At 71.4% G+C, this 26,341-nt stretch carries 26 protein-coding genes, 3 tRNA genes, 1 pseudogene and 1 riboswitch; of the genes and pseudogenes, 16 read left to right on the top strand and 14 right to left on the bottom strand.

The features are described 5' to 3' along the window. Positions 1–28 precede the first annotated feature (28 nt). Positions 29–946, bottom strand: a complete 918-nt coding sequence (gene lpxL, locus VMR06_RS16715; RefSeq protein ID WP_325378418.1) for an LpxL/LpxP family Kdo(2)-lipid IV(A) lauroyl/palmitoleoyl acyltransferase — start codon at positions 944–946, stop codon at positions 29–31. 149 nt (positions 947–1,095) lie between these two features. Here lpxL and waaA point away from each other — a divergent pair, with 149 nt between their 5' ends. Further along, the gene (gene waaA, locus VMR06_RS16710; RefSeq protein WP_325378414.1) at positions 1,096–2,406 is read left to right on the top strand and encodes a lipid IV(A) 3-deoxy-D-manno-octulosonic acid transferase; all 1,311 of its coding nucleotides are present in this window, start codon (positions 1,096–1,098) and stop codon (positions 2,404–2,406) included. A gap of 1 nt (position 2,407) precedes the next feature. On the opposite strand, the gene VMR06_RS16705 is transcribed toward waaA, so the two are convergent. From VMR06_RS16705 to VMR06_RS16695, 3 genes are all read right to left on the bottom strand, one after another. Next, complete coding sequence (locus VMR06_RS16705; RefSeq protein WP_325378412.1) at positions 2,408–3,793, bottom strand: TolC family outer membrane protein; 1,386 nt, start codon at positions 3,791–3,793, stop codon at positions 2,408–2,410. A gap of 45 nt (positions 3,794–3,838) precedes the next feature. Next, positions 3,839–4,498 (bottom strand): protein-L-isoaspartate O-methyltransferase, encoded by a 660-nt coding sequence (locus VMR06_RS16700; protein ID WP_325378408.1) that lies wholly within the window; start codon positions 4,496–4,498, stop codon positions 3,839–3,841. A gap of 292 nt (positions 4,499–4,790) precedes the next feature. Continuing rightward, a complete protein-coding gene (locus VMR06_RS16695; RefSeq protein ID WP_325378405.1) occupies positions 4,791–5,321 on the bottom strand; it encodes a hypothetical protein in 531 nt (176 codons plus the stop codon). 244 nt (positions 5,322–5,565) lie between these two features. Between VMR06_RS16695 and VMR06_RS16690 the strand changes: the two genes are divergently transcribed. Continuing rightward, positions 5,566–6,228, top strand: coding sequence for a TetR/AcrR family transcriptional regulator (locus VMR06_RS16690; protein ID WP_325378403.1), 663 nt, complete (start codon positions 5,566–5,568; stop codon positions 6,226–6,228). Between the two features lie 85 nt (positions 6,229–6,313). Here VMR06_RS16690 and VMR06_RS16685 read toward each other — a convergent pair whose 3' ends face one another. The 6 genes from VMR06_RS16685 to VMR06_RS16660 form a co-directional block, all read right to left on the bottom strand. Next, positions 6,314–6,658: a PilZ domain-containing protein gene (locus VMR06_RS16685; RefSeq protein ID WP_325378400.1), complete on the bottom strand. Its 345-nt coding sequence runs from the start codon at positions 6,656–6,658 to the stop codon at positions 6,314–6,316. Between the two features lie 11 nt (positions 6,659–6,669). Then, positions 6,670–9,045, bottom strand: coding sequence for a DUF1631 family protein (locus VMR06_RS16680; protein WP_325378398.1), 2,376 nt, complete (start codon positions 9,043–9,045; stop codon positions 6,670–6,672). Positions 9,046–9,296: 251 nt separating this feature from the next. Next, complete coding sequence (locus VMR06_RS16675) at positions 9,297–11,099, bottom strand: TonB-dependent receptor domain-containing protein (protein ID WP_325378394.1); 1,803 nt, start codon at positions 11,097–11,099, stop codon at positions 9,297–9,299. Positions 11,100–11,222: 123 nt separating this feature from the next. Further along, a riboswitch (cobalamin riboswitch) is annotated at positions 11,223–11,436 on the bottom strand. A 303-nt stretch (positions 11,437–11,739) separates the two neighbouring features. Then, positions 11,740–12,828 carry a DNA topoisomerase IB gene (locus VMR06_RS16670; protein WP_414648166.1) on the bottom strand — a complete coding sequence of 363 codons (1,089 nt, stop codon included), beginning with the start codon at positions 12,826–12,828 and terminating at the stop codon, positions 11,740–11,742. Between the two features lie 397 nt (positions 12,829–13,225). Further along, positions 13,226–13,723, bottom strand: a complete 498-nt coding sequence (locus VMR06_RS16665) for a DUF6496 domain-containing protein (RefSeq protein WP_325378392.1) — start codon at positions 13,721–13,723, stop codon at positions 13,226–13,228. Positions 13,724–13,811: 88 nt separating this feature from the next. Then, positions 13,812–14,834: an alpha/beta hydrolase gene (locus VMR06_RS16660; protein WP_325378390.1), complete on the bottom strand. Its 1,023-nt coding sequence runs from the start codon at positions 14,832–14,834 to the stop codon at positions 13,812–13,814. Positions 14,835–15,114: 280 nt separating this feature from the next. Between VMR06_RS16660 and VMR06_RS16655 the strand changes: the two genes are divergently transcribed. After that, entirely contained in the window at positions 15,115–15,621 is a 507-nt protein-coding gene (locus VMR06_RS16655) for a DUF1993 domain-containing protein (protein ID WP_325378388.1), read from the top strand. An 88-nt stretch (positions 15,622–15,709) separates the two neighbouring features. Then, positions 15,710–15,938: pseudogene (locus VMR06_RS16650) on the top strand (IS110 family transposase); the annotation flags it as partial. A gap of 16 nt (positions 15,939–15,954) precedes the next feature. Here the strand turns inward: VMR06_RS16650 and VMR06_RS16645 are convergent. Next, a complete protein-coding gene (locus tag VMR06_RS16645; protein WP_325378386.1) occupies positions 15,955–16,218 on the bottom strand; it encodes a DUF3297 family protein in 264 nt (87 codons plus the stop codon). 413 nt (positions 16,219–16,631) lie between these two features. On the opposite strand from VMR06_RS16645, the gene VMR06_RS16640 reads away from it, so the two are divergent. After that, positions 16,632–17,006, top strand: a complete 375-nt coding sequence (locus VMR06_RS16640; RefSeq protein WP_325378384.1) for a sensory rhodopsin transducer — start codon at positions 16,632–16,634, stop codon at positions 17,004–17,006. Between the two features lie 80 nt (positions 17,007–17,086). Here VMR06_RS16640 and VMR06_RS16635 read toward each other — a convergent pair whose 3' ends face one another. Next, positions 17,087–17,884: an SDR family oxidoreductase gene (locus VMR06_RS16635; protein ID WP_325378382.1), complete on the bottom strand. Its 798-nt coding sequence runs from the start codon at positions 17,882–17,884 to the stop codon at positions 17,087–17,089. Positions 17,885–18,029: 145 nt separating this feature from the next. Between VMR06_RS16635 and VMR06_RS16630 the strand changes: the two genes are divergently transcribed. Continuing rightward, a complete protein-coding gene (locus VMR06_RS16630) occupies positions 18,030–18,422 on the top strand; it encodes a hypothetical protein (RefSeq protein ID WP_325378380.1) in 393 nt (130 codons plus the stop codon). Here the strand turns inward: VMR06_RS16630 and VMR06_RS16625 are convergent. Continuing rightward, a complete protein-coding gene (locus VMR06_RS16625; RefSeq protein WP_325378378.1) occupies positions 18,419–19,000 on the bottom strand; it encodes a macro domain-containing protein in 582 nt (193 codons plus the stop codon). The two genes, VMR06_RS16630 and VMR06_RS16625, sit on opposite strands and share 4 nt — an antisense overlap. Positions 19,001–19,354: 354 nt before the next feature. On the opposite strand from VMR06_RS16625, the gene VMR06_RS16620 reads away from it, so the two are divergent. The 10 genes from VMR06_RS16620 to VMR06_RS16575 all read left to right on the top strand — a co-directional run bounded on the left by VMR06_RS16620 (position 19,355) and on the right by VMR06_RS16575 (position 24,910). After that, positions 19,355–19,981 carry a glutathione S-transferase family protein gene (locus VMR06_RS16620; RefSeq protein ID WP_325378376.1) on the top strand — a complete coding sequence of 209 codons (627 nt, stop codon included), beginning with the start codon at positions 19,355–19,357 and terminating at the stop codon, positions 19,979–19,981. Between the two features lie 340 nt (positions 19,982–20,321). After that, entirely contained in the window at positions 20,322–20,813 is a 492-nt protein-coding gene (locus VMR06_RS16615; RefSeq protein ID WP_325378374.1) for a hypothetical protein, read from the top strand. A gap of 125 nt (positions 20,814–20,938) precedes the next feature. After that, positions 20,939–21,014 (top strand) — tRNA-Ala (locus VMR06_RS16610). Positions 21,015–21,027: 13 nt separating this feature from the next. After that, positions 21,028–21,103 (top strand) — tRNA-Glu (locus VMR06_RS16605). A gap of 103 nt (positions 21,104–21,206) precedes the next feature. After that, positions 21,207–21,283: transfer RNA gene (locus VMR06_RS16600), tRNA-Asp, on the top strand. Positions 21,284–21,425: 142 nt separating this feature from the next. Next, the gene (locus VMR06_RS16595) at positions 21,426–22,094 is read left to right on the top strand and encodes a dienelactone hydrolase family protein (protein WP_422653316.1); all 669 of its coding nucleotides are present in this window, start codon (positions 21,426–21,428) and stop codon (positions 22,092–22,094) included. Beyond that, a complete protein-coding gene (locus tag VMR06_RS16590) occupies positions 22,091–22,510 on the top strand; it encodes an HIT family protein (RefSeq protein WP_325378370.1) in 420 nt (139 codons plus the stop codon). Before VMR06_RS16595 ends, VMR06_RS16590 begins: the two co-directional genes overlap by 4 nt. Further along, complete coding sequence (gene pxpB / locus VMR06_RS16585; RefSeq protein WP_325378368.1) at positions 22,507–23,202, top strand: 5-oxoprolinase subunit PxpB; 696 nt, start codon at positions 22,507–22,509, stop codon at positions 23,200–23,202. The genes VMR06_RS16590 and pxpB overlap by 4 nt, the downstream gene beginning before the upstream one ends. Next, positions 23,199–24,155, top strand: coding sequence for a biotin-dependent carboxyltransferase family protein (locus VMR06_RS16580; protein ID WP_325378366.1), 957 nt, complete (start codon positions 23,199–23,201; stop codon positions 24,153–24,155). The genes pxpB and VMR06_RS16580 overlap by 4 nt, the downstream gene beginning before the upstream one ends. Further along, complete coding sequence (locus tag VMR06_RS16575; RefSeq protein ID WP_325378364.1) at positions 24,152–24,910, top strand: 5-oxoprolinase subunit PxpA; 759 nt, start codon at positions 24,152–24,154, stop codon at positions 24,908–24,910. The genes VMR06_RS16580 and VMR06_RS16575 overlap by 4 nt, the downstream gene beginning before the upstream one ends. Positions 24,911–24,967: 57 nt before the next feature. Here the strand turns inward: VMR06_RS16575 and VMR06_RS16570 are convergent, their stop codons facing one another. Further along, complete coding sequence (locus tag VMR06_RS16570) at positions 24,968–26,269, bottom strand: hemolysin family protein (RefSeq protein ID WP_325378362.1); 1,302 nt, start codon at positions 26,267–26,269, stop codon at positions 24,968–24,970. Between the last annotated feature and the right edge of the window lie 72 nt (positions 26,270–26,341).

Raw genomic sequence — 26,341 nt, 5'->3', positions numbered from 1 at the left:
CGCCGGCCCTCAGGCCGGTCGCGCCGCGTCAGTAGATCGGCGGTTCGCCGGGCGGGCGCGTCTTGAAGCGCTTGTGGATCCACAGGTACTGCGCCGGCGCCTCGCGCACCATGCGTTCGATCGCCTGATTGATCCGCGCCGTGTCGGCGACCGGATCGGCACTCGGAAAGTCCGCGAGCGGCGCTTCCAGGCGCAAGGCGTAGCCGCCGCCGGGCAGGCGCCGGTGGAAGAACGGAATCACGACCGCGCCGCCGAGCCGCGCCAGATGATGCGTGGCGGTGATCGTCGAGGCCGGCACGCCGAAGAACGGCACGAAGACGCTGTCCTTGCCGCGCATGTCCTGATCCGGCGCGTACCAGATCGTGCCGCCGTCGCGCAGATGGCGCACGGTCTGCCGGATCGCTTCCTTCGTGAACATCGTCACCGCATAGCGCAGGCGCGCGCGCAGCACGGCGCGCTCGAACACCGGGTTGTCCATGACGCGATACATGCCGGCGATGCGCAGCCGCTGCGAGACCAGCCGCGCGCACAGCTCCAGATGCGAGAAATGCGCGCCGACCAGCAGCACGCCGCGCCCGGCGCGATGCGCAGCCTCCAGATGCTCCAGACCGTCCAGCGTCATCGGCACGCGTGCCAGCGCACGATCGGTGCCCATCCAGGCCAGCGTGAACTCGGCCAGCATGCGGCCGCTGTCGCGCAGGTTCTCCTCGAGCAGGTCCGCGCGCGCCTGCTCGCTCAGCTCCGGAAAGCAGATCGCCAGATTGCGCTCGGCGACCCGCCGCCGCGAGCGCAGCGTACGCGCGGCCAGATAGCCGGCCGCGCCGCCGAGCGCGAGCAGGATCCGGTACGGCAGACGCGCCAGCAGCCAGATCGCGGCGACGCCGAGCCAGGACAGCCAGTGGCGCGGATGGGCCAGCGACGGCGGAGATTGGGAAGCGGCAGTCATCCGCGGCGATTATCGCCGCCGCGCGCCACGGCGGATAGCGGGCGCAGACGGTCGCGGTACCGTCCGCGTGTGGCGCGACGCGCCTTGCGCAGGCCGCGGCGAAGGGCCGGCAGCCGATATACTCGCCGTCCGCCGAACGCCTCCGACCCGTGCAACGCTTCTTCTACACGCTCACGATGTACCTGCTGACGCCGGTGATCCTGTACCGGCTGGCGGCGCGCGGCCTGCGCTATCCGTACTACTTCGAGCGCTGGCGCGAGCGCTTCGGCTTCTTTCCGGACCCGGGCATCCGCGACAGCATCTGGATCCACGCGGTGTCGGTCGGCGAGGTCAACGCCGCGGTGCCGCTGATCGAGGCGCTGATGCGCCGTTACGCCGACACCCGCTTCGTGATCACGACGGTCACGCCGACCGGCTCCGAGCGCGTGCAGAACCTGTTCGGCGATCGCGTCTTCCACGTCTACCTGCCCTACGACCTGACCGCCTCGATCGAGCGCTTTCTCGAGCGCGTGCGGCCGCGCATCATCGTGATCATGGAGACCGAGATCTGGCCGAACCTGTTCATGACCTGCAAGGACCACGGCATTCCGATCGTGATCGCCAACGCGCGCCTGTCGGCGCGCAGCCTGCGCGGCTACGGACCGATCCGCGCCCTGGTGCGCAGCGCGATCCGCCACGCGCGCTTCATCGCGGCGCAGTCGGCCACCGACGCCGAGCGGCTGCGCCAGCTCGGCGCCTCGCCGCAGCGCCTGGCGGTGGTGGGCAATCTGAAGTTCGACATGACGGTGCCGGCCGGCGCGCAGGAACAGGGCGCGGCGTTCCGCCGCCACTGGGGACCGGAGCGACCAGTGTGGATCGCGGCCAGCACGCACGAAGGCGAGGAGATGGCCGTGCTCGAGGCGCACACGATCGTGCTGCGCCGCTTCCCTGACGCGCTGCTGCTGATCGCGCCGCGCCATCCGGAGCGCTTCAAGCCGGTCGCGGCCGCCTGCCGCTCGCTCGGCTTCACGACCGCCACACGCAGCGAGAACGGCCAGGCCGACCCGAGCGCGCAGTGCTTCGTCGTCGACACGATGGGCGAGCTGCTGCGCTGCTACGCGGCGGCCGACGTCGCCTTCGTCGGCGGCAGCCTGGTGCCGATCGGCGGCCACAACCTGCTCGAGGCGGCGGCGCTATCCAAGCCGGTGATCGTCGGCCCGCACACGTTCAACTTCGCCGAGGTCACCGAGGGCCTGATCGACGACGGCGCCGCGCTGCGCGTGGAATCGGCCGATGCGCTGGGTCCGGCGATCGTGCGCCTGCTCGCGCACGAGGACGAACGCCGTTCGATGGGTGCCGCCGCCTATGCGGCGATGGAGCGCGAGCGCGGCGCGGTCAAGCGGACGATGGCGATCATCGAGACGATGCTCGCCGAGCGCGAGCCCGCGTCCGGCCGGATCGAGCCGGACGCGGCGCGCTGAATCACTCCAGCAGCGCGTTGACCGCCTCGAGGTCGGACACGTCGATGATGCCGGCGGACTGCTTGAGCAGCAGGCCGTCGAGCACGAAGCCGTGGCGCGCCTGCGAGTAGTTGCTCTGCGCCGACAGCAGCTGCTGCTGGCTGATCAGCACGTCGACGATCGTACGCGTACCGACCTCGTAGCCGGCCTGGGTCGCGTCGAGCGAGCTCTGTGCCGAGATCACCGCCTGACGCGTCGCCTCGACCTGCGCGGCGCCGGCGATGACCGCGCGGTAGCCGTTGCGCGTGTTGCGCTCGACCAGGCGGCGCTGCACTTCGAACTGGTCCTGCGCGTAGTCGCGGTTGTAGATCTGCTGGCGCACGCGCGACTGGGTCGCGCCGCCGGCGAACAGCGGCACGTTGAGCGTCACGCCGACCGTGGTGTTCCACGATTCGCCGTTGGTGTGCAGATTGCTGCCGTCGGGCTGCATGCGGTCGGCCCAGGTCGGCGACTTCAGATAGCTGACCTGCCCGCTCAGCGTCGGCAGATGGCCGGCGCGCGCGGTGTTGATGTTCGCGTTGGCCGCATCGACCTGATACGCGAACGAGCTCAGCGTCGGATTCTCCTTGAGCGCGACGTCGACCCAGGCCTCCGGATTCTCGGGATTGGGCCGATCGAGCGGCAGATTCTCGCGCAGTTTCTTGAGGTCGCCGGCCGGCTTGCCGGTCAGCTGGCGCAGCGCCTCGCGATTGTCGTCGAGCGTGTTCTGCGCGGCGATCACGTTGGACACCGCGGTGTCGTGCTGCGCCTTGGCGTCGTTGACGTCGGTGATCGCCGACAGGCCGACGTCGAAGCGCTGCTGCGCCTGTTCCATCTGGCGGTTCAGCGCCGCCTCGTTGGACTGCGCGAACTTCAACGCATCTTCGGCCGTCAGCACCGCGAAGTAGGCATTGGCGACGCGGATCAAGAGCTCCTGCTGCGCGGCTTCGAGCGTCGCGCTGCCGGCCTGCGCCTGCGCCTTGGTCGCCTTCAGCGCGGTCCAGCGGCTGAGGTCGAGGATGCTCTGATCGAGCGTGCCGCCCCAACTGCGCGAGAACGTCGTGCCCGAGGAGGAGGTCTGCACGATGATCGGATTGCCGGCCGCGTCGTAGGCGAGCTCCGGACCGCGCGAATTGGAATGCTGGCGGCGGTAGCCGTAGGTGCCGTTGAGCTGCGGCAGCAGGGCCGCGCGCGCCTGGTCGACGTTCTCGTCGGTCGCCAGCTTGGTGGCTTCGGCGCCGGCCAGCTGCGGATCGGAACCACGCGCCTCGTGGTAGATCTGCACGAGGTCGTCGGCATGCGCCAGCGGCGCGGCCGCGACCAGTGCGGCAAACAGGGAAAGCGTCAGGGGTCGAATGCGCAGGGTCATCGGTGGGTCTTCCTGGGGGAATCGAGTCGCGCGCCGCGCGCCGCTTCAGAGCGTGAAGCGGCGCGGCGGTGCCGCGTGGGTGAGATACGGAACGTCCGTTTCGAACAGGCTTTCCTCGTTCCAGCGATCGGCGTCCAGCCGCGTCAGCAGGACCGCCTGCATCGCCGGCGATTCGCCGACGATCGCGAACAGGCGGCCGCCGGGCTTGACCCAGGCGCGGAACCGGTCGGGAATCGTGTAGACCGCCCCGGTGACGACGACGGCGTCGAAACTGCCGTCGGGCTCGTAGCCGCGCATCGCATCGGCCACGGCGAGCCTGACGTTGCGCGCGCCGGCCGCATCGAGCCGCGCGGCGGCTGCATCGGAGAGGTCCGCATGCTGCTCGACGCTGACCACCTGCCCCGCCAGCGCGGCCAGGCATGCCGTCACGAAGCCCGATCCGGTACCGATCTCGAGCACGTGCTCGTGCGGCTGCGGCTCGACCGCCTGCAGCAGGCGTCCCTCCACGACCGGCTTCATCATGACCTCGTCATGGCCGATCGGCAGGCTCATATCGGCAAACGCCATCGTCCGGTAGCGCAGCGGTACGAAGTCCTCGCGGCGCACGCGCCCGAGCACGTCCAGTACGCGCAGATCCAGCACGTCCCAGGTTCTGACCTGGTTCTCGACCATGTTGGTCCGGGCAAGCTCGATGTCGGCGCTCATTGCGTTGATTCCATCTCAAGAGGTTCGGGACGCCGGTCGATCGAGTCCTGCCGCGTCGCCGCCGCGCGCTCGCACGCCGCTCGGCGACCGGACCGGGCCATCGTCCGGCAACAGCCCGAAAGCATAGCAGGCAGTGCCAAAGCAAACCTCGTGCCGAACCATCGCTTCACGCATCGAATCGCTCGAAGTGCCGGAAGTCACCGCGCCGCGAAACGGCGTCGCGAACCGATCGAGCGCGGGTCGGACGCGTGCGCGGCGGTGTCAGCCGCAGATGTGCGCGCCGGTGCCGATATCAAGCCACGTCGGCCGTAGCGTAGGCGTTCGGCGCGTCGGCCAGTTCCGCGCGCACCCGCGGCAACTGGCGGCGGACCTGCGCCGCCAGCGCCAGGTCGATACGGGTCAGCGCGGCGAGTGCGCGGCCGCCGAACGGCGCATCCCCGAGCGTCGCCACCTGCAGCGCCCACCAGCGTGCGAGCGTGCGCCGACCGTCCGCGGACAGTGCGGACACTATCCGGCGCAGCGCGCGCGCGTCGGTGGGCACCGATGCCAATCCGGCACGAACGCCGTCGATCAGCTGCGCGGCGGCGCGCTGCGCATACGGCAGCGCCCACTCGGGTCGGCGGCGGACGTCGGGGACCGCCGTCTGCGCAACCGGCGCGTGACGCGGCGCCGCGGCCAACCGGCGCTGGCGCAGATGCCCACCGCTCTGGCAGGACGGACGAACCGGCACTGCCGGGGCGGCCATCGCCAACGAAGCCCAGTCCGGATCCGGCCCATCGGGCATCGTCGCCCGGAACGAGTCGCTGTCGTAGTCGTTGCGCATGGAACCGATCGTCCTCATATAAGGAATCCCTCCGCCGCGCTGCCCAGGGCGGGAGGGAGGGAGGGCAGCGCGGGGAGAGATGAGTGAAATGAAGGATCGAAGCGTGCAGCTGCGCCGTCTGCCGGCGCGACAGGAACGGCGCAGACCGCTACCATCTCCCGCGGCTTGCACCAAACCGCCATCTTCGTTCATGAACTAAACGGTATAGTAAAGTAACATCACGCGTCCGTCCAGTATCCGAGCAATGACTACAGCCATCGCCAAACCCTGCGGTCCCGGCCGCCCCAAGGACCTCGAGAAGCGCGCGGCGATCCTCGCCGCGGCCAAGCAGCTGTTTCCCCAGCACGGCTTCGAGGGCACCAGCATGGATGCCATCGCGTCCACCGCCGGCGTGTCCAAGCTGACCGTCTACAGCCACTTCAGCGACAAGGAAACGCTCTACGTCGAAGCGATCCGCGCCCGCTGCAACGAGCAGCTGCCGGAAGAGCTGTTCGAGGTCGCCGCGCGGGGACCGCTGCGTCAGCAGCTCGAATCGATCGCGCGCGCGTTCTTCGCGCTGATCACGACCGACGAGGCCATGTCGCTGCACCGTCTGCTGACCAGCGGCGCCGGTGCCTCGTCGAAGCTTGCGCAGATGTTCTGGGAACAGGGTCCGAAGCTGATCCATGCGGCGTTCGAGAAGTTCCTGCAGGCGCGCACCGCGGCCGGCGAACTGGAGATCGCCGACGTCCAGCGCGCCTCGTCGCAGTTCTTCGCGCTGCTCAAGGGCGAGCTGCACGCGCGCATGCTGTGCGGCTGCTGCGATCCGATCCGCCAGGAGGAGATCGACGCGCACATCCACGCCACCGTGGACTTCTTCCTGCGCGCCTGCCAGCCGCGCTCGATCGAGGTGCGCCCGGCCGCCTGAGCCGGACCCCGACGCGGCGGGCCGCCGCCCGCACGCGCCCCCGTGCTGCCGCGTGCCGCGGCGGTACGGGACGCCGGTCGTCGCGCTAGGCGTGCGCGTCGAGCCAGGCCGCGAGCGCGGCGGCGTCTTCCGCAAGAATGTCGATGATCCGGAAGCCGGCCCAATAGTGTCCGGGCATGTCGGCGCGGTCGGTCCACTGCTCGTGCACGCCGACCTCGATCGTCCGCAGGCCGCCGCCCGGCAGCGGCAGCGCGAACGCGAACTGGTACAAGGCATCGTTGACGACCGGCCGGTCGACCAGGAGCATCATGCCCTCGATCGACAGGTCGACCACCCGGCCGACCGGCCGTCCGCTGATCGAATCGGTCACCTCGATCACCGACTCGGCACGCCGGCGCGGCGAACGGCGTTTCTCGTGATGCGCATTCATCGGCGCAATCCTCAGTTCGGCGTCAGCTGGGCGGCATCGCCGCCGGGCGCGATGCGCCGCAGCGTCGACTGGATCGTGTCCCAGGCGCGGTCCACGAATGTGCGCCGCTCGCCCGGCACCGGCCACAGCTGGCCGCGCGCCATGTCGCGCGCGATCTGCTCCAGCGTGGAATCGTGCGTGCGCAGGCCGCGCTGATTGACGAACAGGCAGCGGCCGGTCAGCGTCGAGAACCAGGCGAGCTTGCGCCGCACCGTATCGCCCTGCTGATTGGTCCGGAACTCGAACCAGGTGCCGAACGGCAGACCCTTGATCTGTTCGAGCGTCTGCTGCTCGGCCGCGTTGAGCGGCAGCGGCAGCGTGCGCTCCGGCGTCGGCGCGGACGCCGAGGAGCCCGCGGCATCGCTCCCGGGCGCACGGCCCCAGGCGCCGAGCTTGTCGGTGATGTCGGTCAGCGTCGCCGCCGCGGCCCCGTCGCCGCTGGTGGCGGGATCGAACAGCGCGCGCGTGAGCTTGTGCACGTCCTCGCCGTGCATGCCGACCTGGCCGAGCCCGTCCTCGACCTCGCGCCGCAGCGTCTGGTCGACCGGACGGTCGTCGGCGGCGGACCGGCGCAGCAGCTGATCGGCCACCGCGAGGCGGCGGTGATACGCGGCACTGTCCTCGCCCTGGCGCAGCAGCGTCAGCGCGAGCACCGGCGCCCAAGTCCGCTCGAGCATGTCGCGCAGCGGTGCCGGCGGATCGGCGCGCTCGATCATGCGCGTCAGCGCTGCGCGCGAGCGCTGGCGCGCGAGCTCGAGCCGCTCGCGGCCCTTGGCCGCCTCGATCTGGCGCCGCTCGGCGATCTCGGCGCGGCGCGTCAGCACGCCGACGTGACCGGACAGCCCCTTGTGCAGATCCTCCAGCGCATCGAGGTCGGCGACGTCGCCGTGCGCGACCTGCTTGACGACCTGGCGCAGCCGCAGCAGCAGGTCCGCATCCGGATCGGCATCGTCGATCCAGCGCTCGCCGGCCTCGATGACCGCGTTGAGCAGCTTGCGCGCCGGATGATCGGCTTGCGTGAAGAAGGCCGGATCGGCCAGCGCCACGCGCATCAGCGGCAGCTGCAGTTGCGAAAGCAGGCCTTGCGCGGCCGTACCGAGGCCGGCGCTGCGCGTCAGCTGGCCGAACAGCATGCCGACCAGATCGATCGTGTCGCCGTCCTCGCGGCTCAGCGCGAGTGCGCCGCCGGCCTCGCCCATCTGGCGCAGCTGGGCGACCAGATCGCGCTTGAGATGCGTCACGCCGCGCGTCGCGAGCGCCGCATCGCCGCCGGCCTGGCGGGCGATGCGCGACTGCAGCTGCATCAGCGCCTCCTGCACGGCACGGCCGTCGGCGACGCCGTCCGCACTCGCGCCCTGCGCCGGTGCCGACCGCTCTCCCTTGAGCAGGCCGCACAGATGCGTGTACAGGCGCAGCGAATCGGCCGGTGCGCCGGCATCGGCACCGGCCGGCGCCGCAGACGACGCCGACTGTGGCTGTGGCTGTGGCTGTGGCTGTGGCGGGACGGCGGCCGGCTCCGGCGTCGCGGCCGCACCTTCCGCGGCCGCCGCTGCTGGCGCGGCGTCGGGCTCGGTCGCGGGCTTCGCGCTGGCGCCCGCGCCATACCGCGGCGCGACCCGCTTCGGCCGCAGGCCCGGCAGAATGCGCTGCTCGACGAAACCCTCGTTGACGTCGGCGTAGTAGGCGCCGGCCAGCGCCATCGCGACGCGGTCGAACAAGCGGTAGATCATCACGCGATGATCGACGCGCAGACCGAGCGGCTCGATCGCGGCACGCAGCGCGTCGCCAAGCCGGGCCGGACCGATCGGCAGCGCAGCCGGCGTCAGAATCGGCTGCGCAACCAGCACCGCAAAGCGGTGGCCGAGCAGGAACAGCGCCTCGGCGTGGCGCACTTCGCCACGCGTGGCGATGCTCTGCAGCGCGAGCTCCTCTTCGAGCGAGCCCTGATCGACCAGGCTGAGCTCTCCGAGTTGCGGCGCGGCACCGGCGGCCGGTGCCGCGGGCTCGGCGCGCTGCGGCTCGTCCGCGCCGAGCATCGCGAGGCCGGACTCGATCTCGGCCATGAAACGCGCGCTCAGCGCCGCCTGCTCGCGCCGCAGCAGGCCGAGCGTATCGACGATCGCGTTGCGTTCCTCGTTGCTGCGTGCGGTCTCGCCGTGCTGCAACGCCTGGCCGAGCGCATCGAGCGTCGCCTTCAGGCCGTCGCCCATGTGCTGGCCGGTCGAGGCGAGCACGCGCTCCAGCGCGAGCTGCGCGCGCCGCGGGAGCGATCGGCGATCGGCCGGCTTCGCCGGCGGCGGCGCCCCTGCCTGCCCGCGCGTCGGAAAGTCCTGCGGCGAATCCCTCATGTCACATCCATGCCCCAAGCACGACGTCGGGAAGCACGCTCCTGCCCGTTTCCCGATCGAACGGCGCAGGCAGCGCCTGCGCCCTACCGCAAGCGCCGATCACTGACGCGATCGGCGCTCGAACGGTCCGCTCCATGGACCGCGCCCGCGGGCCGCCTCACGCCACTGCGAGGGACGACTCATGGCGGGCATTCTGGCACGCGGCCTCGGCTCCGCGAAAGCCGCGCCGCAGCGGCTCTCGCGGGCTCTCCTCAGCGCTGCGGCTGCCAGATCACCTCGACGAAGCCGGAACGGCCCGGCGTGTTGTAGCCGTGGACCAGCTCGTAGTCGCGGTCGGTCAGGTTCTCGATGCGCGCGGCCAGGCTCCAGGACGGCGACAGCGCGAACGAGCCGCGCAGGTTCAGCAGCGTGTACGAACCGAGCCGCAGGCCGCCGACGTCGTCGCGAGGACCGGCGTAGAGCACTTCGACGCCGGCTTTCGCGCGCGCGCCGAATGCGTGCTCGAGCCGTCCCGTGAATTTCTGCTTGGCGCGACGCAGCAGGCGCGTGTCGGTGTCCTCGTCGCGCGCATCCTGCCAAGTGTAGCCGGCCTGCAGGTACCAGTCGCCGACGCGGCCGTCGTAGGACAGCTCGCTGCCTTCGATCTTGGCGTGCGCCACGTTCTCGGCCTGGAAGTCCGGGCCGGTGAAGCTGATCAGGTCGCGCACCCGGGTCGAGTACAGATTGGCCTTGAGGCGATGCGCCGGGGCCAGCGTGAACTCCAGGCCGGCCTCGGCGCTGCGCGACTTCTCCGGATCGAGATCGGGATTGCCGGCATACAGCCCGCCGAAGCCCGGCGAGTACTGCTCGTTCAAGGTCGGTGCGCGAAAGCCCTGTCCGTAGCTGACGTATGCGCGCAGTGCGTCGCTGAAGCGCCAGCCGAGCGCCGCCGAGCCGGTCGTCGCCGTGCCGAACACACTGTTGTCGTCGTGCCGCGCCGAGGCCTCGGCATCGAGCGCGCCGAAGCCGCCCTGCCAGCCCGCGTAGAGGCCGGTATTGTTGCGGCTTTCGTCGTAGTTCGGCAGGCCGCTGAAGGTATCGCGGTTCTCGCCCTTCTCGTGCACGTAGTCGATGCCGGCGACCACGGTCTGGGTGTCGCTCGGCGTGAACGTGTGCTGCCAGCCCACCGTCTCGCGCCGCGTGCGGTACAGCGCGAAATACGCCGGCGTCTCGTAGTCTTCGCGCGCCGAACCGGCGCTCAGCGTGTGGGTCCAGTTCGTGCCGAGCGCACCGGCCAGCGACAGGTTCAGCGCCTGCTCGGTGAAGTCGGACTTGCCGCCGGCGAACTCGACCTCGCCCTGGCTGCGCAGCACGACGCCGGCGAGCGTCTGGGTGCCGAAGCGCAGATCGCCCTGCGCGGTCAGGTGCTGGTTCTCCAGGCCATGATCCTTCGGCTCGTAGGAGAAGCCGTCGCGGTTCTGGCTCGGGAAGCCGTCGTAGTCGCGCGCGCCGACCTGCACGCTGTAACCGCCGCGATCGCCGCGATCGCCGATGCCGACCGATGCGTTGGCGTCACCGTAGGTGCCGTAGCCGAGTGCCACGCGCGGCGCCTCGAGCTTGCGCGTGAAGATCTGCACGACGCCACCGATCGCGTCCGATCCCCAATAGCTCGCGCGCGGACCGCGCACGATCTCGATGCGGTCGATCGCGGCCAGCGGCATCGTCTCCCAGGTGAAGGCACCGGTGCCGAGGGCGGCCACGCGCACCCCGTCGATCAGCACCAGCACGTGGTTGTTGTTCGTGCCGCGCAGGAAGACCGAGGTCTGGCTGCCCGGACCACCGGTGCGCGCGATGTCGACGCCGGTTTCCAGGCGCAGCAGGTCGCTGAGGTCGCGGGCGACGCTGGCGTCGATCTCCTCGCGCGTGATCACGCTGACGTCGGCCAGCGTGGTGTCGACCGTCCGCGCGACGCGCGAGGCGGTCACGACGACTTCGGGTTGGGTTTCCAGTTCGGCCCGGGCAGGACCGGAGAGGCCGGCCAGCACGGCCAGCGACAAGGGGGTGATACGCAGCATCGGTGATTCCTCCCGCAACGCGCAGATGCAAAAAGCCAGCGCGCGGACGCGGCGAGGACAAGCCGGACGCACGGGTGCGCCCGAGCCCGCCCGTTGCCCGCCGCAACGCTGGAGCCGGGGACGCATCGCGTCCCGCATCGGGCCGGTCTCCGGACTCGCAAGCGATGCGCGATGCATCGATCGGTCCGCCTTCCCGCTGTGCGCAGTGGCCTGTGGACCGCTTTGACTTGCTTACCGTTGCGGGGGCAGTACCGGAATTGCGCGTCGCGTCGCGACGTGCGCACCGGTTTCCCGTTTCATCCCGCATCTGCGGGACACCCAAAGCGGGGCGCAGTGTAGTGGCCGGCCCGCTGCGCCGCAACACGCTTCGGCCCGGCCCGGAAGGCCCGCCTGCCTTGCGCGGCCAGTAGCGGCGCAGACACCGGCACTGCGGATATGCGGGCGCCGCGCCACATCGCCCGCGCGGCGATGCGCACGCGTGCAGACGCGCTAGCCGTTCGCGCCGGCCGGATCGAAACCCGAAGCGAACGCGTTCGCCAAGCCGGTGTCGAGCCGCGATGCGCGCCCGGACCCGGACGCATGCCGCGGCGACACTCGACGCCGTCCATTGGCGCGTCGAGCGGTCCCCGCCGCCGCCGCGTCAGGCCCGGCGGCCGCGCCGAGCCAGCAGCCTCACCAGCAGCGTCTCGAGCTGACGCGGTCCGCGCAGGGCCTGCGCGCCGGCAAGCCGGTGCAGGCGGCCGCTGCGCCAGGCCTCAAACACGCGCGGATCGACGTAGGACTTGCGGCAGACCGCCGGTGTGTTGCGCAGGACCGCGGCGACTTCACGTACGACCGCCGCTTCGACGGCGGCGAGCGCGCGCTCGCTGCCCGGCTCGGGCAGCGGCGTGCGCGCCAGCAGCGCCGTCGCCGCCAGCGTGCCGCCCCAGGTGCGAAAATCCTTCGCGGTGAACTCGGCGCCGGTCGCCTCGCGCAGATAGGCATTGACCTGGCCCGAGTCGATCGGCTGGCAGTGGCCGTCCTCGTCGAGGTACTGGAACAGCTGCTGACCCGGCAGCTGATGGCAGCGCGCGACGATGCGCGTCAGCCGCGCGTCGTCGACGACCACGTCGTGCGCGAGCCCGCTCTTGCCGCGAAAGCGCAGCACCAGCCGTCCGCCGCGCAGGGTCGCGACGTGGCGGTTGCGCAGCGTGGTCAGACCGAACGAGCGGTTCTCGCGCGCATAGGTCTCGTTGCCGACGCGCGCCAGCGTGTCGGCAAGCAGCGAGACGACGACGGCGAGCACCTTCTCGCGCGGCAGGCCCGGCTGTGCGAGATCGCGGCGCAGCCGGCGCCGCAGCTTCGGCAGCGCGAGGCCGAACGCGGCGAGGCGGCCGAACTTGCTGCGGTCGCGCACCAGCCGCCAGCGCGGGTGATAACGGTACTGCTTGCGCCGCCGCGCATCGCGTCCGGTCGCCTGCAGATGACCGCGCGGATCGCGGCAGATCCAGACCTCGGTATACGCCGGCGGCACCGCGAGCTTGCGGATGCGCGCCAGCGCATCCGCGTCGCGGACGCGGCGGCCGTCGGCGTCGACATAGACGAAACCCTTGCCGGCGCGGCGGCGCCGAAAGCCCGGCGTACCGTCGCGGACGTGGACCAGTCCGGCCTCGCGTGCCGCAAGCGCCTCGTCGGCCTGGGTGAGTGTGCGTTCGGAATCGTCGGAGCCCAAGCGACGGGGCCGATTCACGCGTGCGGTCATGGCGCTAGCGTCGCCGACCGACGATGAATGCCGGCCGCGCCGATCGCGGGCTCCACCGCGCGGCTGGACACGCGGTGCCGCAGCGTTCAATTCCGGTATGGGCGCGCGCGGCGCGCGTTCCAGGAACCGATACGGCGCTGGCGCGCTGCGGCGGCATGTATCAACCTCTGTCTGCGCAGGCACTGAAAACTTCAGACGTGCGCAGCGGCACCACTGCCACGGATCCGCCGAGGCGAGCTCGCAGACGCCAGGCGGCATGCGCATACGATCGCGCAGATGCCTGCTCACCGACGCGTGGGATTCAACCCGGCCGATGCATCGCGATTCGCGCGCCGGCGTCCGGGCCCGGCCGCCGCTCGCCGGCGGCGGCCGGGCGAGCGGCGATTCACGCCGCGCGCTTGCGCGTACGTGCCGCCTTCTTCGCGGCTGCCGAACGGCCTGCGGCGCCCTTGGTCCGCGCCGCCTTCTTCGCTGCCGTCGAGCGACTGGCCGCCGTCCGCTTCTTCGCGGCGCTCTGGGCCTGGCGCGACAGCGCCGACGAACTGGCCGCGCGCGTCGGCGCCTTCTTGAGCGCGCGCTTGGTCGCACGCGAACGCGTCTGCGAGGTCTTCTTGGCGGCCGAGCCCTGCTTGCCCTTGGCGCTGTCCTGCTTGGCCTTGCGGCGCGTCGATGCCGACGCCTTCTTCGGCGTACCGACTTTCACGCCGGCACGGCGCGCCTTCGAGAGGCCGATCGCGATCGCCTGCTTCGTCGATTTCGCGCCGTGCTTGCCTTCGCGGACGTGCTCGATCTCCTCGTGCACATAAGCGCCGGCCTGCGTGCTCGGCGACTTGCCCTCCCGCTTGGCGCGCTTGGCACGCGCCGTGGTCTTCTTCTCCGGCATGGTGGCCTCCTGCGGTCAATCGACCCACGTGAGGTTCCGGTACTAGCAGACGGCCGCCAACCGGCAGTGAATGCGCCGATGCGGCGCGTCAGCGAGTCGCCGCACCGAGCTGCTCGATGACGGCCGCCACGGCATCGGCGATCGCGTCGGGCCGGTCCTCGGGAACGTCGTGCGAGGCGCGGTTGACCGTCACGCGCCGTCCGCGCGAGGAGGTCTGCGCAAGCGTCTCGTGGGTCTTGAGCTGCGCCGCTTCCAGCGCGCGGCGCCCGTTCAGCGGCGCGGCGGCGTAGGCATGGCGCGCGGTCAGCACCAGCAGCGGCTTGTCGCCGTGCCGCTCGGCCGGATCGACCGGCTCGGCGAACAGCGCGGCCTTCGCCTCCGACCCGGACACCAGCGTCTGCCAGAACGCCGGCTTGGACTGGTTCGCGCGCAGCGCATCGTTGATGCGCTGGCCGAAGCGCGGATCGGGCGGCCGCAGACAAGCACGCAGATCGCCGGTCGGCCGTGCCAATGCACCGTCCTGCGCGCCGCGCTCGCAGCGCTTGAGCATCTCCAGTGCCTGCGGCATCGCGTCCATCTCCTGCTTCTGGTACGCCGGCGAGAACTCGCCGATGTGCTGCGGCGGCGGCTCGACCAGCACCAGGGCGGCCACCTCACCGCCGTGACGCTGATCGTAGCGGCGCACGATGTTGCTGCCGAACGAATGGCCGACCAGGATCACCGGCGTGGCGATGCCGGCCGCCTCGATCAGCGCATGCAGGTCGGCCACTTCGGCGTCGACCCCGCGCGGCATCGGTCCCGGATCGCTGAAACCGTAACCGGCGCGGTCGTAGGCGCAGACGCGCTGGCGCGCCGCGATCATCGGCTGTACCCGCCACCAGGCCATTGCGTCGGCACCGAAGCCGGCCTCGAGCACGACCGTCGGCGCACCCTCGCCGCTGCAGCGCAGGTTGAGGCTGCGGCCGCCGATGTCCACGCGCCGGCCCGGTTCCGCATAGTCGGGCGCCGGCCGGTTCGGTGCCGCGGCGTGCGCCTCGCCGGTCCCGGGCGGCGCCCCGAGCAGGCCGGCCGACAGCAACAGGGCGAACGGGAGCGGAAGCGATCGAACCATGGACGGCGATACACGAGCGGCGCGGAGCGGCCAGTGCCGATGATAGGCCGCAGGCGTGGGCGGCGGGTGCCGACCGTGCACGGTTCGCCGCGGCGGGCGCCGCATACCGCCGATGGATCGATTCGCCAGCCGCGGCTGGAGCGAAGCGGCAGGGCGGCCACGTCGCCGCCTGGGGGCGACGGACACCGACCGCCCTTGAAATCCCCCGCATGCGCCGCGACAGCAGGCCAACGCGGCGGCGCTTTCCGGCACGCCGATCCTCTTCCCCACCGGAACGCCGATGACCCTGTCCCTGCATCGCCTCACCGTCCCTGCCTATCTGCGCGGCCTGCGCACGCTGACGCGCTACCTCGACCACGCCGCGGCCTACGCGCGCGCGAACGGAACCGATCCCGATGCGCTGGCCGCGGCGCGGCTCGCCCCGGACATGCTGCCGCTGGCCGGCCAGATCCAGCGCGCCAGCGACACTTCGAAGAACGCGATCGCACGCCTGCTCGGGGCCGATCCGCCGCGCTTCGCGGACCAGGAAACCACGCTGGAGGAGCTGCGCGAACGCCTCGTCAAGACGATCGCCTACGTCGAGTCGGCCGACCCGACCGCGGTCGACGCCGGCGCCGCACGCGCGATCACGCTGACGTTCGGCCCGCTCAGCCGCGGCTTCGACGGCGAAAGCTACGTGCTCGAATTCGCGCTGCCGAACTTCTACTTCCATCTCGCGACCGCGCACGCGATCCTGCGGCAGGTCGGCGTGCCGATCGGCAAGCTGGACTATCTCGGCGCCGCCTGACCCGTCACGTCCGGGCCGGCCGCCCGCCGCGCCGGCCCGGGCACATGTCCGCGTCTAGTCGAACGCGTCGGCGAAGATCCGGTCGGCCGGCGCGGGCCGCATCCATGGCGGTCGTTTCGATGTACGCCGCGTCCTGTGCATGGCCGCGCTGACTGCCTGCCGCCGCAACCCGGCTGTCAAAGCGTTCTACGAGCGACTGATCGCCGCCGGCAAGCGCCAAGGTCGCCTTGGTCGCTTGCATGCGCAAGCTCCTGACCATGCTCAATGCCATGATCAGGAGCAGCACGCCTTGGGACTATTCACTTCACAGGGCTTGACTCGGAAGACGGTTACTCAGTCCGCGGGCGCGGTCTCGGCATCCGGGCCGACGAAGAACGGTTCGACCGCGCCCTTGAGCTTGACCGTCATCGGCCGACCGCGCCGATCCAATGCGCGGCCGGCGGCCACGCGGATCCAGCCTTCGCTGATGCAGTACTCCTCGACGTCGTGACGCTCGCGTCCGTTGAAGCGGATGCCGATCGGGCGTTCGAGCAGAGCGGCATCGTGGAACGGGCTGCGCGGATCGACGCTGAGGCGGTCGGGAAACGGTTCGGTCATGACAAAAAGGGCTCGGAGAAAGCGCGAAGGGTAGCGCGCCACGCCGCGCGCGTCGCCTGCCGGCCCCGATGCCGGCGATCGTCGATGCGGTCCACGACGCGCAGCGGCGGCCACCGGTGCGGGCCGGCCGAGCGGCGTGCCGTCCGCTCGCCGCAACGCCGCGCGGCGCGCTACGATCGCCGGCGGGCCGGCCGCACCGTACCGGCCATGCAGCGCCGTCGGCATCGCGGCAGCGGCGCTCGCCGCGCGCCGGCAGATCGCCACGCGGACAGGCGCCGGCGCAGCCTGCGCCCGCATCGTGACGAAGCGGCCGCGCCGGTCCGCACCGCCAGCCGCTGCGAGGCCGGCAGTCCGGCGAGCAATCGCCCGTCGCGCCCTGCCCCGTTTCATGTACGTCCAATCCGGAGACTTCGATGCACGGGATCGGAAAACGCCGCTGGGTCATCGCCGAAGGCTATCTGCCGCCGCCCGACGCCCGCCTCAGCCGGCAGCTGTCGAGCCACGAAACCGCCTGCATGCTCAACGCCGGCGATGCGCCGGCGCAGGTGACGATCACGATCTTCTTCGCCGACCGCGAGCCGGCGGGCCCGTATCGCGTCACGATCGGTCCGCGTCGCACGCTGCATCTGCGCTTCAACGACCTCGCCGATCCGGAGCCGGTCCCGACCGACACCGATTATGCGAGCCTGATCGAATCGGACGTGCCGATCGTCGTTCAGCACACGCGCCTGGACTCGCGCCGCGCCGAACTGGCGCTGATGACGACGACCGCCTACGCCTGCGATTGAGCGGACACGTCGCGGCGCGGCACGTGCATACCGGCCGGTCGCGGCTTCCGCGCAGCAGCGAGTGTCGCTGCGCCGCGATCTCACGCGTACTGCATCTTGACCGTCATGCCGCCGTCGACGACGAAGTTCTGGCCGGTGATGAAGCCGGCCTGCGCGGACAGCAGATGGACCGCCAGCGCGGCGATGTCGGGCGGCTCGCCGACGCGGCCGACCGGATGCTGCGCATGATCGCGGCGGCCGAGCCTGGGGCGCCTGCGCGTGGCCGGCTTGCGCCAGGCGTCGGTGGCGATCCAGCCCGGCAGAATGCCGTTGACGCGCACCGCGGGACCGGCGCTGATCGCCATCGCATGCGTCAGCGCGACCAGGCCGCCCTTGGCCGCGGCATAGGCCTCGCTGTCGCGCTCGGACTGCAGCGCCCGCGTCGAGGCGATCTGCACGATCGCACCGCGCGCCTCGGCCAGCGCCGGCAGCGCGTGCTTGGCGCACAGGAACGCACCGGTCAGGTTGACCGCCAGGTAGCGGTTCCACTCGGCCAGCGGCAACTCGGTCAGCGACCCGCTGTGCGGCGCCGCGATGCCGGCATTGTTGACGAGGCCATCGATGCGCGACCAGCGCGCGAGTGCGGCCTTTGTGAAGCCCTGCACGCTGGCCTCGCGCGCCACGTCCAGGCGCCGGAACGACGCGCGGTCGCCGGCCGACCATTCGGCGAGGCAGGCCCGCCCGGCCTCGACGTCGGTATCGCCGATCAGCACCGCGCCGCCGGCCGCGAGCACCGCCTCGGCGATCGCGCGGCCGATGCCTTGCGCGCCGCCGGTGACGAGGACGACGCGGCCCGCCAGCGGACGGGCGTCGAACGGGGGAATCGGCGGTGGCCGCATGGCGGGCTCCAGCTCGCAAAGCGCCAGCCTACGCGGATCGGGCGGCCGCGGACAGCGGCGGCGGCCCAGCGAATGAATCGATAATTCAGTACAAAGATAATCGTTACTTTCCCATCGGATTGAACTAAAACTTCACCGTCCGCGCATGGACGAGAAGAAGCAGTTCGCCGAGCGCCTGCGGGCCGCGATGCGCGCGGCCGGCTACGAGGCGCGACCGAACGTGCTCGAGCAGCATTTCAACGAGCGCTATTGGGGCCGCTCGGTGAGCTATCAGGGCGCGCGGCGCTGGCTGGTCGGTCTGTCGATCCCCGAGCAGGACAAGCTGCAGGTGCTCGCGCAGTGGCTCGGCGTCGAGCCGCAGACCCTGCGCTTCGGAACGCCCACGCAGGTCACCAACACCCCGCCGCCGTGGCCGGAGGTGGCCGATCCGGCCGACCGCGCCGCGATCAGCGCATTCCTCGCCCTGCCGCCGGACCGGCGCAAGCCGCTGCGCGAGCTGATCGCCCAGCTCGGCACGCCGCCCCGGCGCCGCCGCTAGCGCAGCAGGCTGGCGTGCTGGTTCAGCACGCCGCGTGCGCTGCGCAGCCAGTCCGTGTCGCCCCCGATGCAGAGGTCGTAGGCGGCGCGCATCTGCCGCGCGACGCGCTCGAACGGCATCGCGCCGACGCCGGCGCCGAGCGCCGGACAGGCCAGACTGGCGATCGGCGTGTGATCGCGCGCGTGTGCGCGTACCGCGCGCAGCGCCGCGCGGAACGCCAGGTAGACGTGCGTCGTGCGATCGATCGTCATCGGCACGCGCATCGTCGGCGCGCTGACCATCCACGGAATCGTCCGGTCGCCGGTCGGCACGATCAGCGCCTGGCCGACCGGCAGCTCGCCATCGTGCTCGGCGGCCAGACGTGCGCGCAGCGTGCGCTCCAGATCCTCGCCGAAGTGACGCGCATAGTGCAGATCGAGCCCGCCGTCCATGATGCCGAAGCTGTTGGCGGCGCTGACGACGGCGTCGACCGGCTCGGCGAGGATGTCGCCGGCGCGGATCGACACCGGCGTGCCGGCGAACGCGATGCGCCAGGCTTCGGCCATCGTCGCATCGAGGGTGCACAGATGAATCTGCATCGGCTGGGCTCGTAGCGACCGGGATCGTCACGCTAGCCGACGCGCGGGCCGCCTGCCAGCGCGTCCGCCGCAAGGCCGGCGCCGCACCGCACGGCGATCGCGCCGAGACCGAGGAGGGATCGCGTCCGACCGATCGCGCTTCCGGATGCCAGCTCGACCAGCACGCGCGCCCGGTGCGTCCGCGGCTCCGATGTCGCCGTCCCGGCTTTGCACTTTCGGAAGACGCGGCGTTCGGAGTCTCGCGCACAGCCACTCGAACGGACGAGTCCGACCGCCGGGCCGGTCCCGCCGGCCGGATGCCGCCGATTCGGGCGCCGGCCTAGAATGAGCGCCCGATCGCGACGGAGCCCGACGATGATGACGCTCTACGGACGCCCCGGCTGGGGCTCGACTTTGATCGAGGCGCAGTTGCTGCACTACGGCCTGCCGTTCAGGTTCGAGGAAGTCGGCGATCTGTTCGCCTCGGCCGAGGCGCGGACGGCGCTGGCCGCGGTCAATCCGCTCGCGCAGGTGCCGACGCTGGTGCTCGACGACGGCCGCGTGATGTCCGAAAGCGCGGCGATCACGCTGTATCTGGCCGACCTCACCGGCCGCGACGATCTGGTGCCGGGCCCGCACGAGGCCGAGCGCGCCGCGTTCCTGCGCTGGCTGGTATTCCTGGTCGCCAACCTCTATCCGACCTTCACCTATGCCGACGATCCGCGGCGCTTCGTCGCCGACGCGGCCGCAGCTCAGGCGTTCCGGGCGCGCGTGGACGACTATGCGCTGTCGCTGTGGCGCATCGTCGAGACGGCAGCGGTCGGACCGTGGTTCCTCGGCGAGCGATTCAGCGCGCTCGATCTGTACATCGCGGTCATGACGCACTGGCGGCCGCGCCGCGCCTGGTTCGCCGAAGCCGCGCCGAAGCTGCACGCGATCGCGCAGGCGGTCGACGCCGATTCCGGCTATGCCGGGGTGCTGGCACGCAATTTCGCGAGCTAACTGACGCACCCCGCCCGCCGCACCGCGTGTAGCGCGCCTTTGGCGACCGATCGGCGTCCGACGCGGCGGGCGCGCAGAACGCCCGTCCGCGCATCGGGCCAGCCCGAAGCACGCGCGCGCGGCGCGAGCAGCTGATCGGCCCGCACGCCATGTCCGATCGTGACGGCATCCACCGTATCCCCAGGCAAGGATCGTTCATCGCGATCGCGGCAACGCCGCAGCACCGGAGGCGACGGTCGCCCCGGAAGCGGCCGGCCGGCGTAGGCATGAACGGCAGCGCGACCGGAAACGTCGCGCCTCGCGATCGGCCGGAATCGCCGGCCTTGCCAAGGAGAGCGTCATGTCGTGCCCCTCGTACCGTTTCGTCCCGCGTCTGGCCGCCGCACTGGCCTTCGCGCTGCCGGTCACCGCCGCGCAGGCGCAGACCTGCGGCCTGCCGCTGCCGATCGAAATCCCCGATCCGCTAACGCCCTACGTGCACAGCGGCAACACCTGCATGGCCGGCAACGTCATCGACTCTGTCGAGGGCATCGCACTGCCGCACCGGGACATCGTCTATCAGTTCCGCACCGGCGGCGGCGGCGGCATCGACGCCTCGTTCACGGCTTCGGGCTTTCCGGCGACGATGCTGCTGGTCAAAGGCGACCCGGCGAATGGGTCGAGCACGGTCGTCGACTTCGGAGACGCGACCGTACCGATGACGACTGGCCCGCTCGCCGATGGCGTCTACACGCTGATCGTCACCGGCGATCCCAGCCACGCAACACCGCAGTGCGGAACCTATACGCTGCGGGTCGGCGGTGCCCTGACCGTGCCCGATCCCAATTGCTGAACGCTCGGCGCGCTGCCGGAGGCGTGGGATCTGGCAGCGCGGGCGCGCAGCACGAGGAGCGAAGAGTTCAGCACAAAAAGATGTTGACGAAGTCCCCTTCGGTCTCTATTCTCCGCGCCTCTCTCGGGGCCATAGCTCAGCTGGGAGAGCGCTACAATGGCATTGTAGAGGTCGGCGGTTCGATCCCGCCTGGCTCCACCAGGGTTCTCTATGCGTCCCCATCGTCTAGAGGCCTAGGACACCGCCCTTTCACGGCGGCGACGGGGGTTCGAATCCCCCTGGGGACGCCACGTGTCAGGGGACGAGGCTTCGGTTTCGTCTCGGGTTTTCGGAGGTCTCGAAAGTCCGGCACGTGGAATTGACGTCCTGGGCGTGCGGTTGCAGTCAAAATGCGGAGCGGTAGTTCAGCTGGTTAGAATGCTGGCCTGTCACGCCGGAGGTCGCGGGTTCGAGTCCCGTCCGCTCCGCCACTGCGAGATTCAACGAAAAGCCCTGCGCAAGCGGGGCTTTTTCGTTTCCGCGGTCCGCGCTTGGCATGCCTGTCCCGCATGCGCTGGCCGCCGCCGCGCGATCGGAGGCATCATCGTGTTCTCACGATCCGTGGAGCAGCGCATGGGACAGACGATCAGCATCGGCAGCAGCGGCCTGCAATGCATCGGCGCGTACGTGGCGCGTCCGCAAGGCACGCCCAAGGGTGGCCTGGTGATCGCGCAGGAGATCTTCGGCGTCAACGCGCATATCCGCGGCGTGGCCGACCGTTTCGCCACTCACGGCTACGTCGCGATCGCTCCGGCGTTCTTCGATCGCGTCGAACGCGACGTCGAGCTCGACTACGACGAGGCCGGCTTCCGGCGCGGCCGCGAGCTGATCGCCGAGGTCGGCCTGTCCGCAGCGGTCGAGGACGTCGCCAGCGCCGCCGAGGCGATCGCCTCGGCCGGACCGATCGGCTGCGTCGGCTACTGCTGGGGCGGTACGGTCGCGTTCCTCGCGGCGACGCGGCTCGGCCTGCCGGCGGTCAGCTATTACGGCATGCGCAACGTGCAGTACTTCGACGAGACGCCGCGCGCGCCGCTGATGTTCCACTTCGGCGAGCGCGACGCGTCGATCCCGCCGCAGATGGTGCAACGCCATCGCGACGAACTGCCCGGCGCCGAGGTCTACACCTACCCGGCCGGACACGGCTTCAACCGCGACGTCGGTGCCGACTACGAGCCGGCCAGCGCCGCGCTCGCGCTGCAACGGACGCTCGCGTTCTTCGCGCGTCATCTGGCACCGGCATGAACGCGGCCGCCGACTTCGCGCTCGATCCGCGTCTGGCCGCCGACACCCAGCCGGTCGCCGATCTGCCGCTGTCGCGCCTGCTGCTGATGGACGATGCGCGCTACGGCTGGCTGGTCCTGGTGCCGCGCCGGGCCGGGCTGCGCGAGCTGGCCGATCTGTCGCGCGCCGACCAGCACCGCCTGCTCGACGAGATCGAGATCGCGCGCACGGCACTCGCCGCGCTCGGCCCCTACGACAAGCTCAACCTCGGCGCGCTCGGCAACGTCGTCGAGCAGCTGCACGTACACGTGATCGCGCGGCACCGCGACGATGCGGCCTGGCCGGGCCCGGTCTGGGGTCACAGCCCGCGCCTCGCGCACGCGGCCGGGGCGCTGGCCGAACGGCTGCAGCGTCTGCGCGGCGCGCTGCCGCCGTGAATCCTGCGATCGAGCCGCTCGGCGAGCGGATGCTGCTGCTGCGCTTCGGCGAGCGGATCGACCCGCATCTGAACGCGGAGGTGCATGCGGCCGCCGCGACGCTGCGCGAGGCCGCCCTGCCCGGCGTCGACGAGCTGATCCCGGCCTATGCCACGCTCGGCCTGCGCTATCGTCCCGAGGCCTGGCTCGATGCCGAACGCCCGCCATGGCAGGCCCTGGCTGCGGCGGTGCGCGCGCAGCTCGCCGGTATCGCGGCAGCCGACAGCACGCCGGCGCGCACGGTCGAGATCCCGGTCTGCTACGCACCGCCGTACGCGCCCGATCTCGACCACGTCGCCACGCACGCCGGTCTCGACGCCGATGCGGTCATCGCGCGCCACAGCGGCACCACCTACCGCGTCGCGATGCTCGGCTTCGCGCCGGGCTTCCCGTATCTGCTCGGCCTCGACGCCGCGCTGCACACGCCGCGCCGCGCCGATCCGCGCCTGCGCGTGCCGGCCGGCGCGGTGGCGATCGGCGGTGCGCAGACCGGCATCTATCCGCGCGAGCTGCCAGGCGGCTGGCAGATCATCGGGCGCACGCCGCTGCGGCTGTTCGATCCGGCGTGTTCGCCGGCGGCCCTGCTCGCGCCCGGCGACCAGGTGCGCTTCCGGCCGATCGACGCGGCCGCGTTCGAGGCGGCGACACGATGAGCATGACCGTGCTGCGCGCGGGCCTGCTGAGCTGCATCCAGGATCGCGGCCGCGGCGGGCACGCCGCCGACGGCATCGGCCGCAGCGGGCCGCTCGACGAGGTCGCCGCGCGGCTGGCCAATGCGCTGGCCGGCAATGCAGCGGATGCGGCCGTGCTCGAGATCAGCCTGCACGGCCCGAGCCTGCGCTTCGACGGCGCCGCCACGGTCGCGCTGACCGGCGGCCTCGTCGACGGCCGGCTCGACGGCCGGCCGTTCGCATCGTGGCGGCCGGTCGCGATCGGTGCCGGCAGCGTGCTCGATCTGGGCACGGTCCGGCACGGGGCGCGCGCGTACCTGGCGATCGCCGGCGGCATCGCGGTCGATCCGGTGCTCGGCAGCCGCGCGACCGACCTGCACGCCGGACTCGGCCCGTTCGGCGGCCGTGCGCTGCTCGCCGGCGATCGTCTCGCGAGCGGCCCGGCGCAGCCGCTGCGACTCGACCGGCGCTGGTCGCTCGACCCGCAGCCCTGGCTCGATCCGGCATCCGGCGAGCCGATCGCGCTGATCGGCGGCCGCCATCTCGACGCGCTGACGCCGGCGGCACGCACGGCGCTGTGGTCGACGCGCTGGCGCATCTCGGCCTCGTCCGACCGCGTCGGCTTCCGGCTCGACGGCGCGACCCTGGCGCTGCGTGAGCCGATCGAGGCGGTCAGCGAGCCGGTCGCGCCGGGCACGCTGCAGCTGCCGCCCGGCGGCCGGCCGATCGCGCTGATGGCCGAGCATCCGACCACCGGCGGCTATCCGCGGATCGGCCAGATCGCCGCGGTCGACCTGCCGCGGCTGGCCCAGCTGCGGCCGGGCGATGCGTTCTCGTTCGAGGAAATCGACGTCGACACCGCGCAGGCGCGCTATCTTTGGCGCGAGCGGCGACTGGCCGCGCTGATCGCCGCGATCGGCGAACGCCTGCGATGACCCTTCGCATCGATCTCAATGCCGACATCGGCGAATCCTACGGCGCCTGGCGGATGGGTCACGACGCCGAGGTGCTGCGCGAAGTCAGCTCGGTCAACATCGCCTGCGGCTTCCATGCCGGCGACCCCTCGACGATGCGGGAGACCGTGCGCGCCGCGATCGCGCATGGCGTCGCGATCGGCGCGCATCCGTCGCTGCCGGATCTGCAGGGCTTCGGCCGCCGCGAGATGGCGATCACGCCCGAGGAGGCCTATGCGCTGGTCGTCTACCAGACCGGCGCGCTGGCCGGCTTCGCCGCGGCCGCCGGCGGCCGGCTCGCCCACGTCAAGCCGCACGGTGCGCTCTACAACATGGCCGCACGCGACCCGGCGCTGGCCGACGCGATCGCCACCGCGGTGCACGACGTCGACCGCCGCCTGATCCTGGTCGGCCTGGCTGCCAGCGCTCTGACCGAAGCGGCGGCGCGGGCCGGCATCCCGGTCGCCCACGAGGTGTTCGCCGACCGCCGCTACGAGACCGACGGCTCGCTGACGCCGCGCAGCCATCCCGATGCGGTCATCCGCGATCTGGACATCGCGATCGTGCAGGTGGTCGCGCTGGCGACGCACGGCGAGGTGGCCACGCGCACCGGCGAGCGGCTGCGCCTGGCCGCCGACACGATCTGCCTGCACGGCGACCGGCCCGACGCCGGCCTCGCCGCGCAGCGCATCCGCCGCGCCCTGACCGATGCCGGAGTGACCGTCGCGCCGCTGTAGCGGCATCGCGCGATACGCGCCGCAAGCGATCTGCGGCGCAGGCGCGCAGCCCGCGGTTCAGTCCTGCGACGGAGCCGGCGCCAGCGGCGACACCAGCAGCCGGTCGATGCGGCGGCGGTCCATGTCGACGACCTCGAAGCGCAGCCCGCCCCAGTCGAAACGGTCGCCGACCGACGGAATCCGGCCGAGCCGGTCCAGCACCAGCCCGCCGAGCGTGTGATAGCCCGAGCGCGGATCGGGCGGCGGCGTGCCCGGATAGATCGTCTGCAGGCGCTCGATCGGCAGACCGGCGTCGAGCAGCCAGGAGCCGTCCTCGCGGCGCACGGCCTCGTCTTCCTCGTCGCCCGAGGACGCCCACGGCAGGTCGCCGACGATCGCCTCGAGCAGGTCGCTCAGCGTGACCATGCCCTCCAGGCCGCCGTACTCGTCGACGATCAGCGCGACCGTCGTGCGGCGGCGCCGGAACGTCTCGATCAGCTGCATCGGCGAGATCGACTCGGGCACGAATACGGCCGGATGCACGGCCCTCTCGATGTCGAGTTCAGCGCCTGCCAGCGCGCTGCGCAGCACGTCCTTGGCGTACAGCACGCCGATCACCTGGTCCAGGCCGTCGCGGCAGACCGGCCAGGTCAGATAATGCGCGCTGGCGAGCTTGTCGCGGTTGACCCCGGGCGGGTCGTCGAGGTCGAGGTAGGCGATGTCCGGCCGCGGCGTCATGATCGCGGTCACGCGCACATCGTCGAGCCGGAACACGTTGCCGACCATCGTCTGCTCGGCGCGCTCGAACACGCCGGCCTCGGTGCCCTCCTTGAGCATCGACTTGATCTCCTCCTCGGTCACCGGCGGCTCGCTGGAGTCGCGCGCGCCGAGCAGGCTCAGCAGGAACGTGCTCGACAGGCTGAACAGGCGCACCACCGGATAGGTCAGCCGCGACAGCCCGTGCATCGGCGCGGCGATCAGCGAGGCGATCGTCTCCGGATACTGCAGCGCGAAGCGCTTGGGCACCAGCTCGCCGAGCACGACCGACAGGTAGGTGATGATCGCGACCATCGCCACGGTCGCCAGCGCCTGGCTGTACGGGGCGATCAGCGGGTACTGGTCGAATACCGCGATCAGCCGCTCGGCGATCGCGTTCTCGCCGAAGGCGCCGCTCAGGATGCCGATCGTCGTGATGCCGACCTGCACGGTCGACAGGAAGTTGCCGGGATCCTGCGACAGCTTCAGCGCCATCCGCGCGCCGCCGCTGCCGCCGTCCGCGCGCTGCTGCAGCCGGGCCCGCCGCGAGGACACGATCGCGATCTCGGACATCGCGAACATGCCGTTGACGAGGATCAGGCCGAGCAGGATCAGGAATTCCACAGGGACGCCGGCAGCCGGGGGAAGGTCATCTTAGGGGGCGCGGCGCGGCCTTGTCGCGGCGCAACGAGCGTT

Source organism: Dokdonella sp., from assembly GCF_035511235.1.
Lineage (GTDB): Bacteria > Pseudomonadota > Gammaproteobacteria > Xanthomonadales > Rhodanobacteraceae > Dokdonella.
Note: the sequence above shows the minus strand (reverse complement) of the source record. Positions and strands in the feature narration are given on the sequence as shown.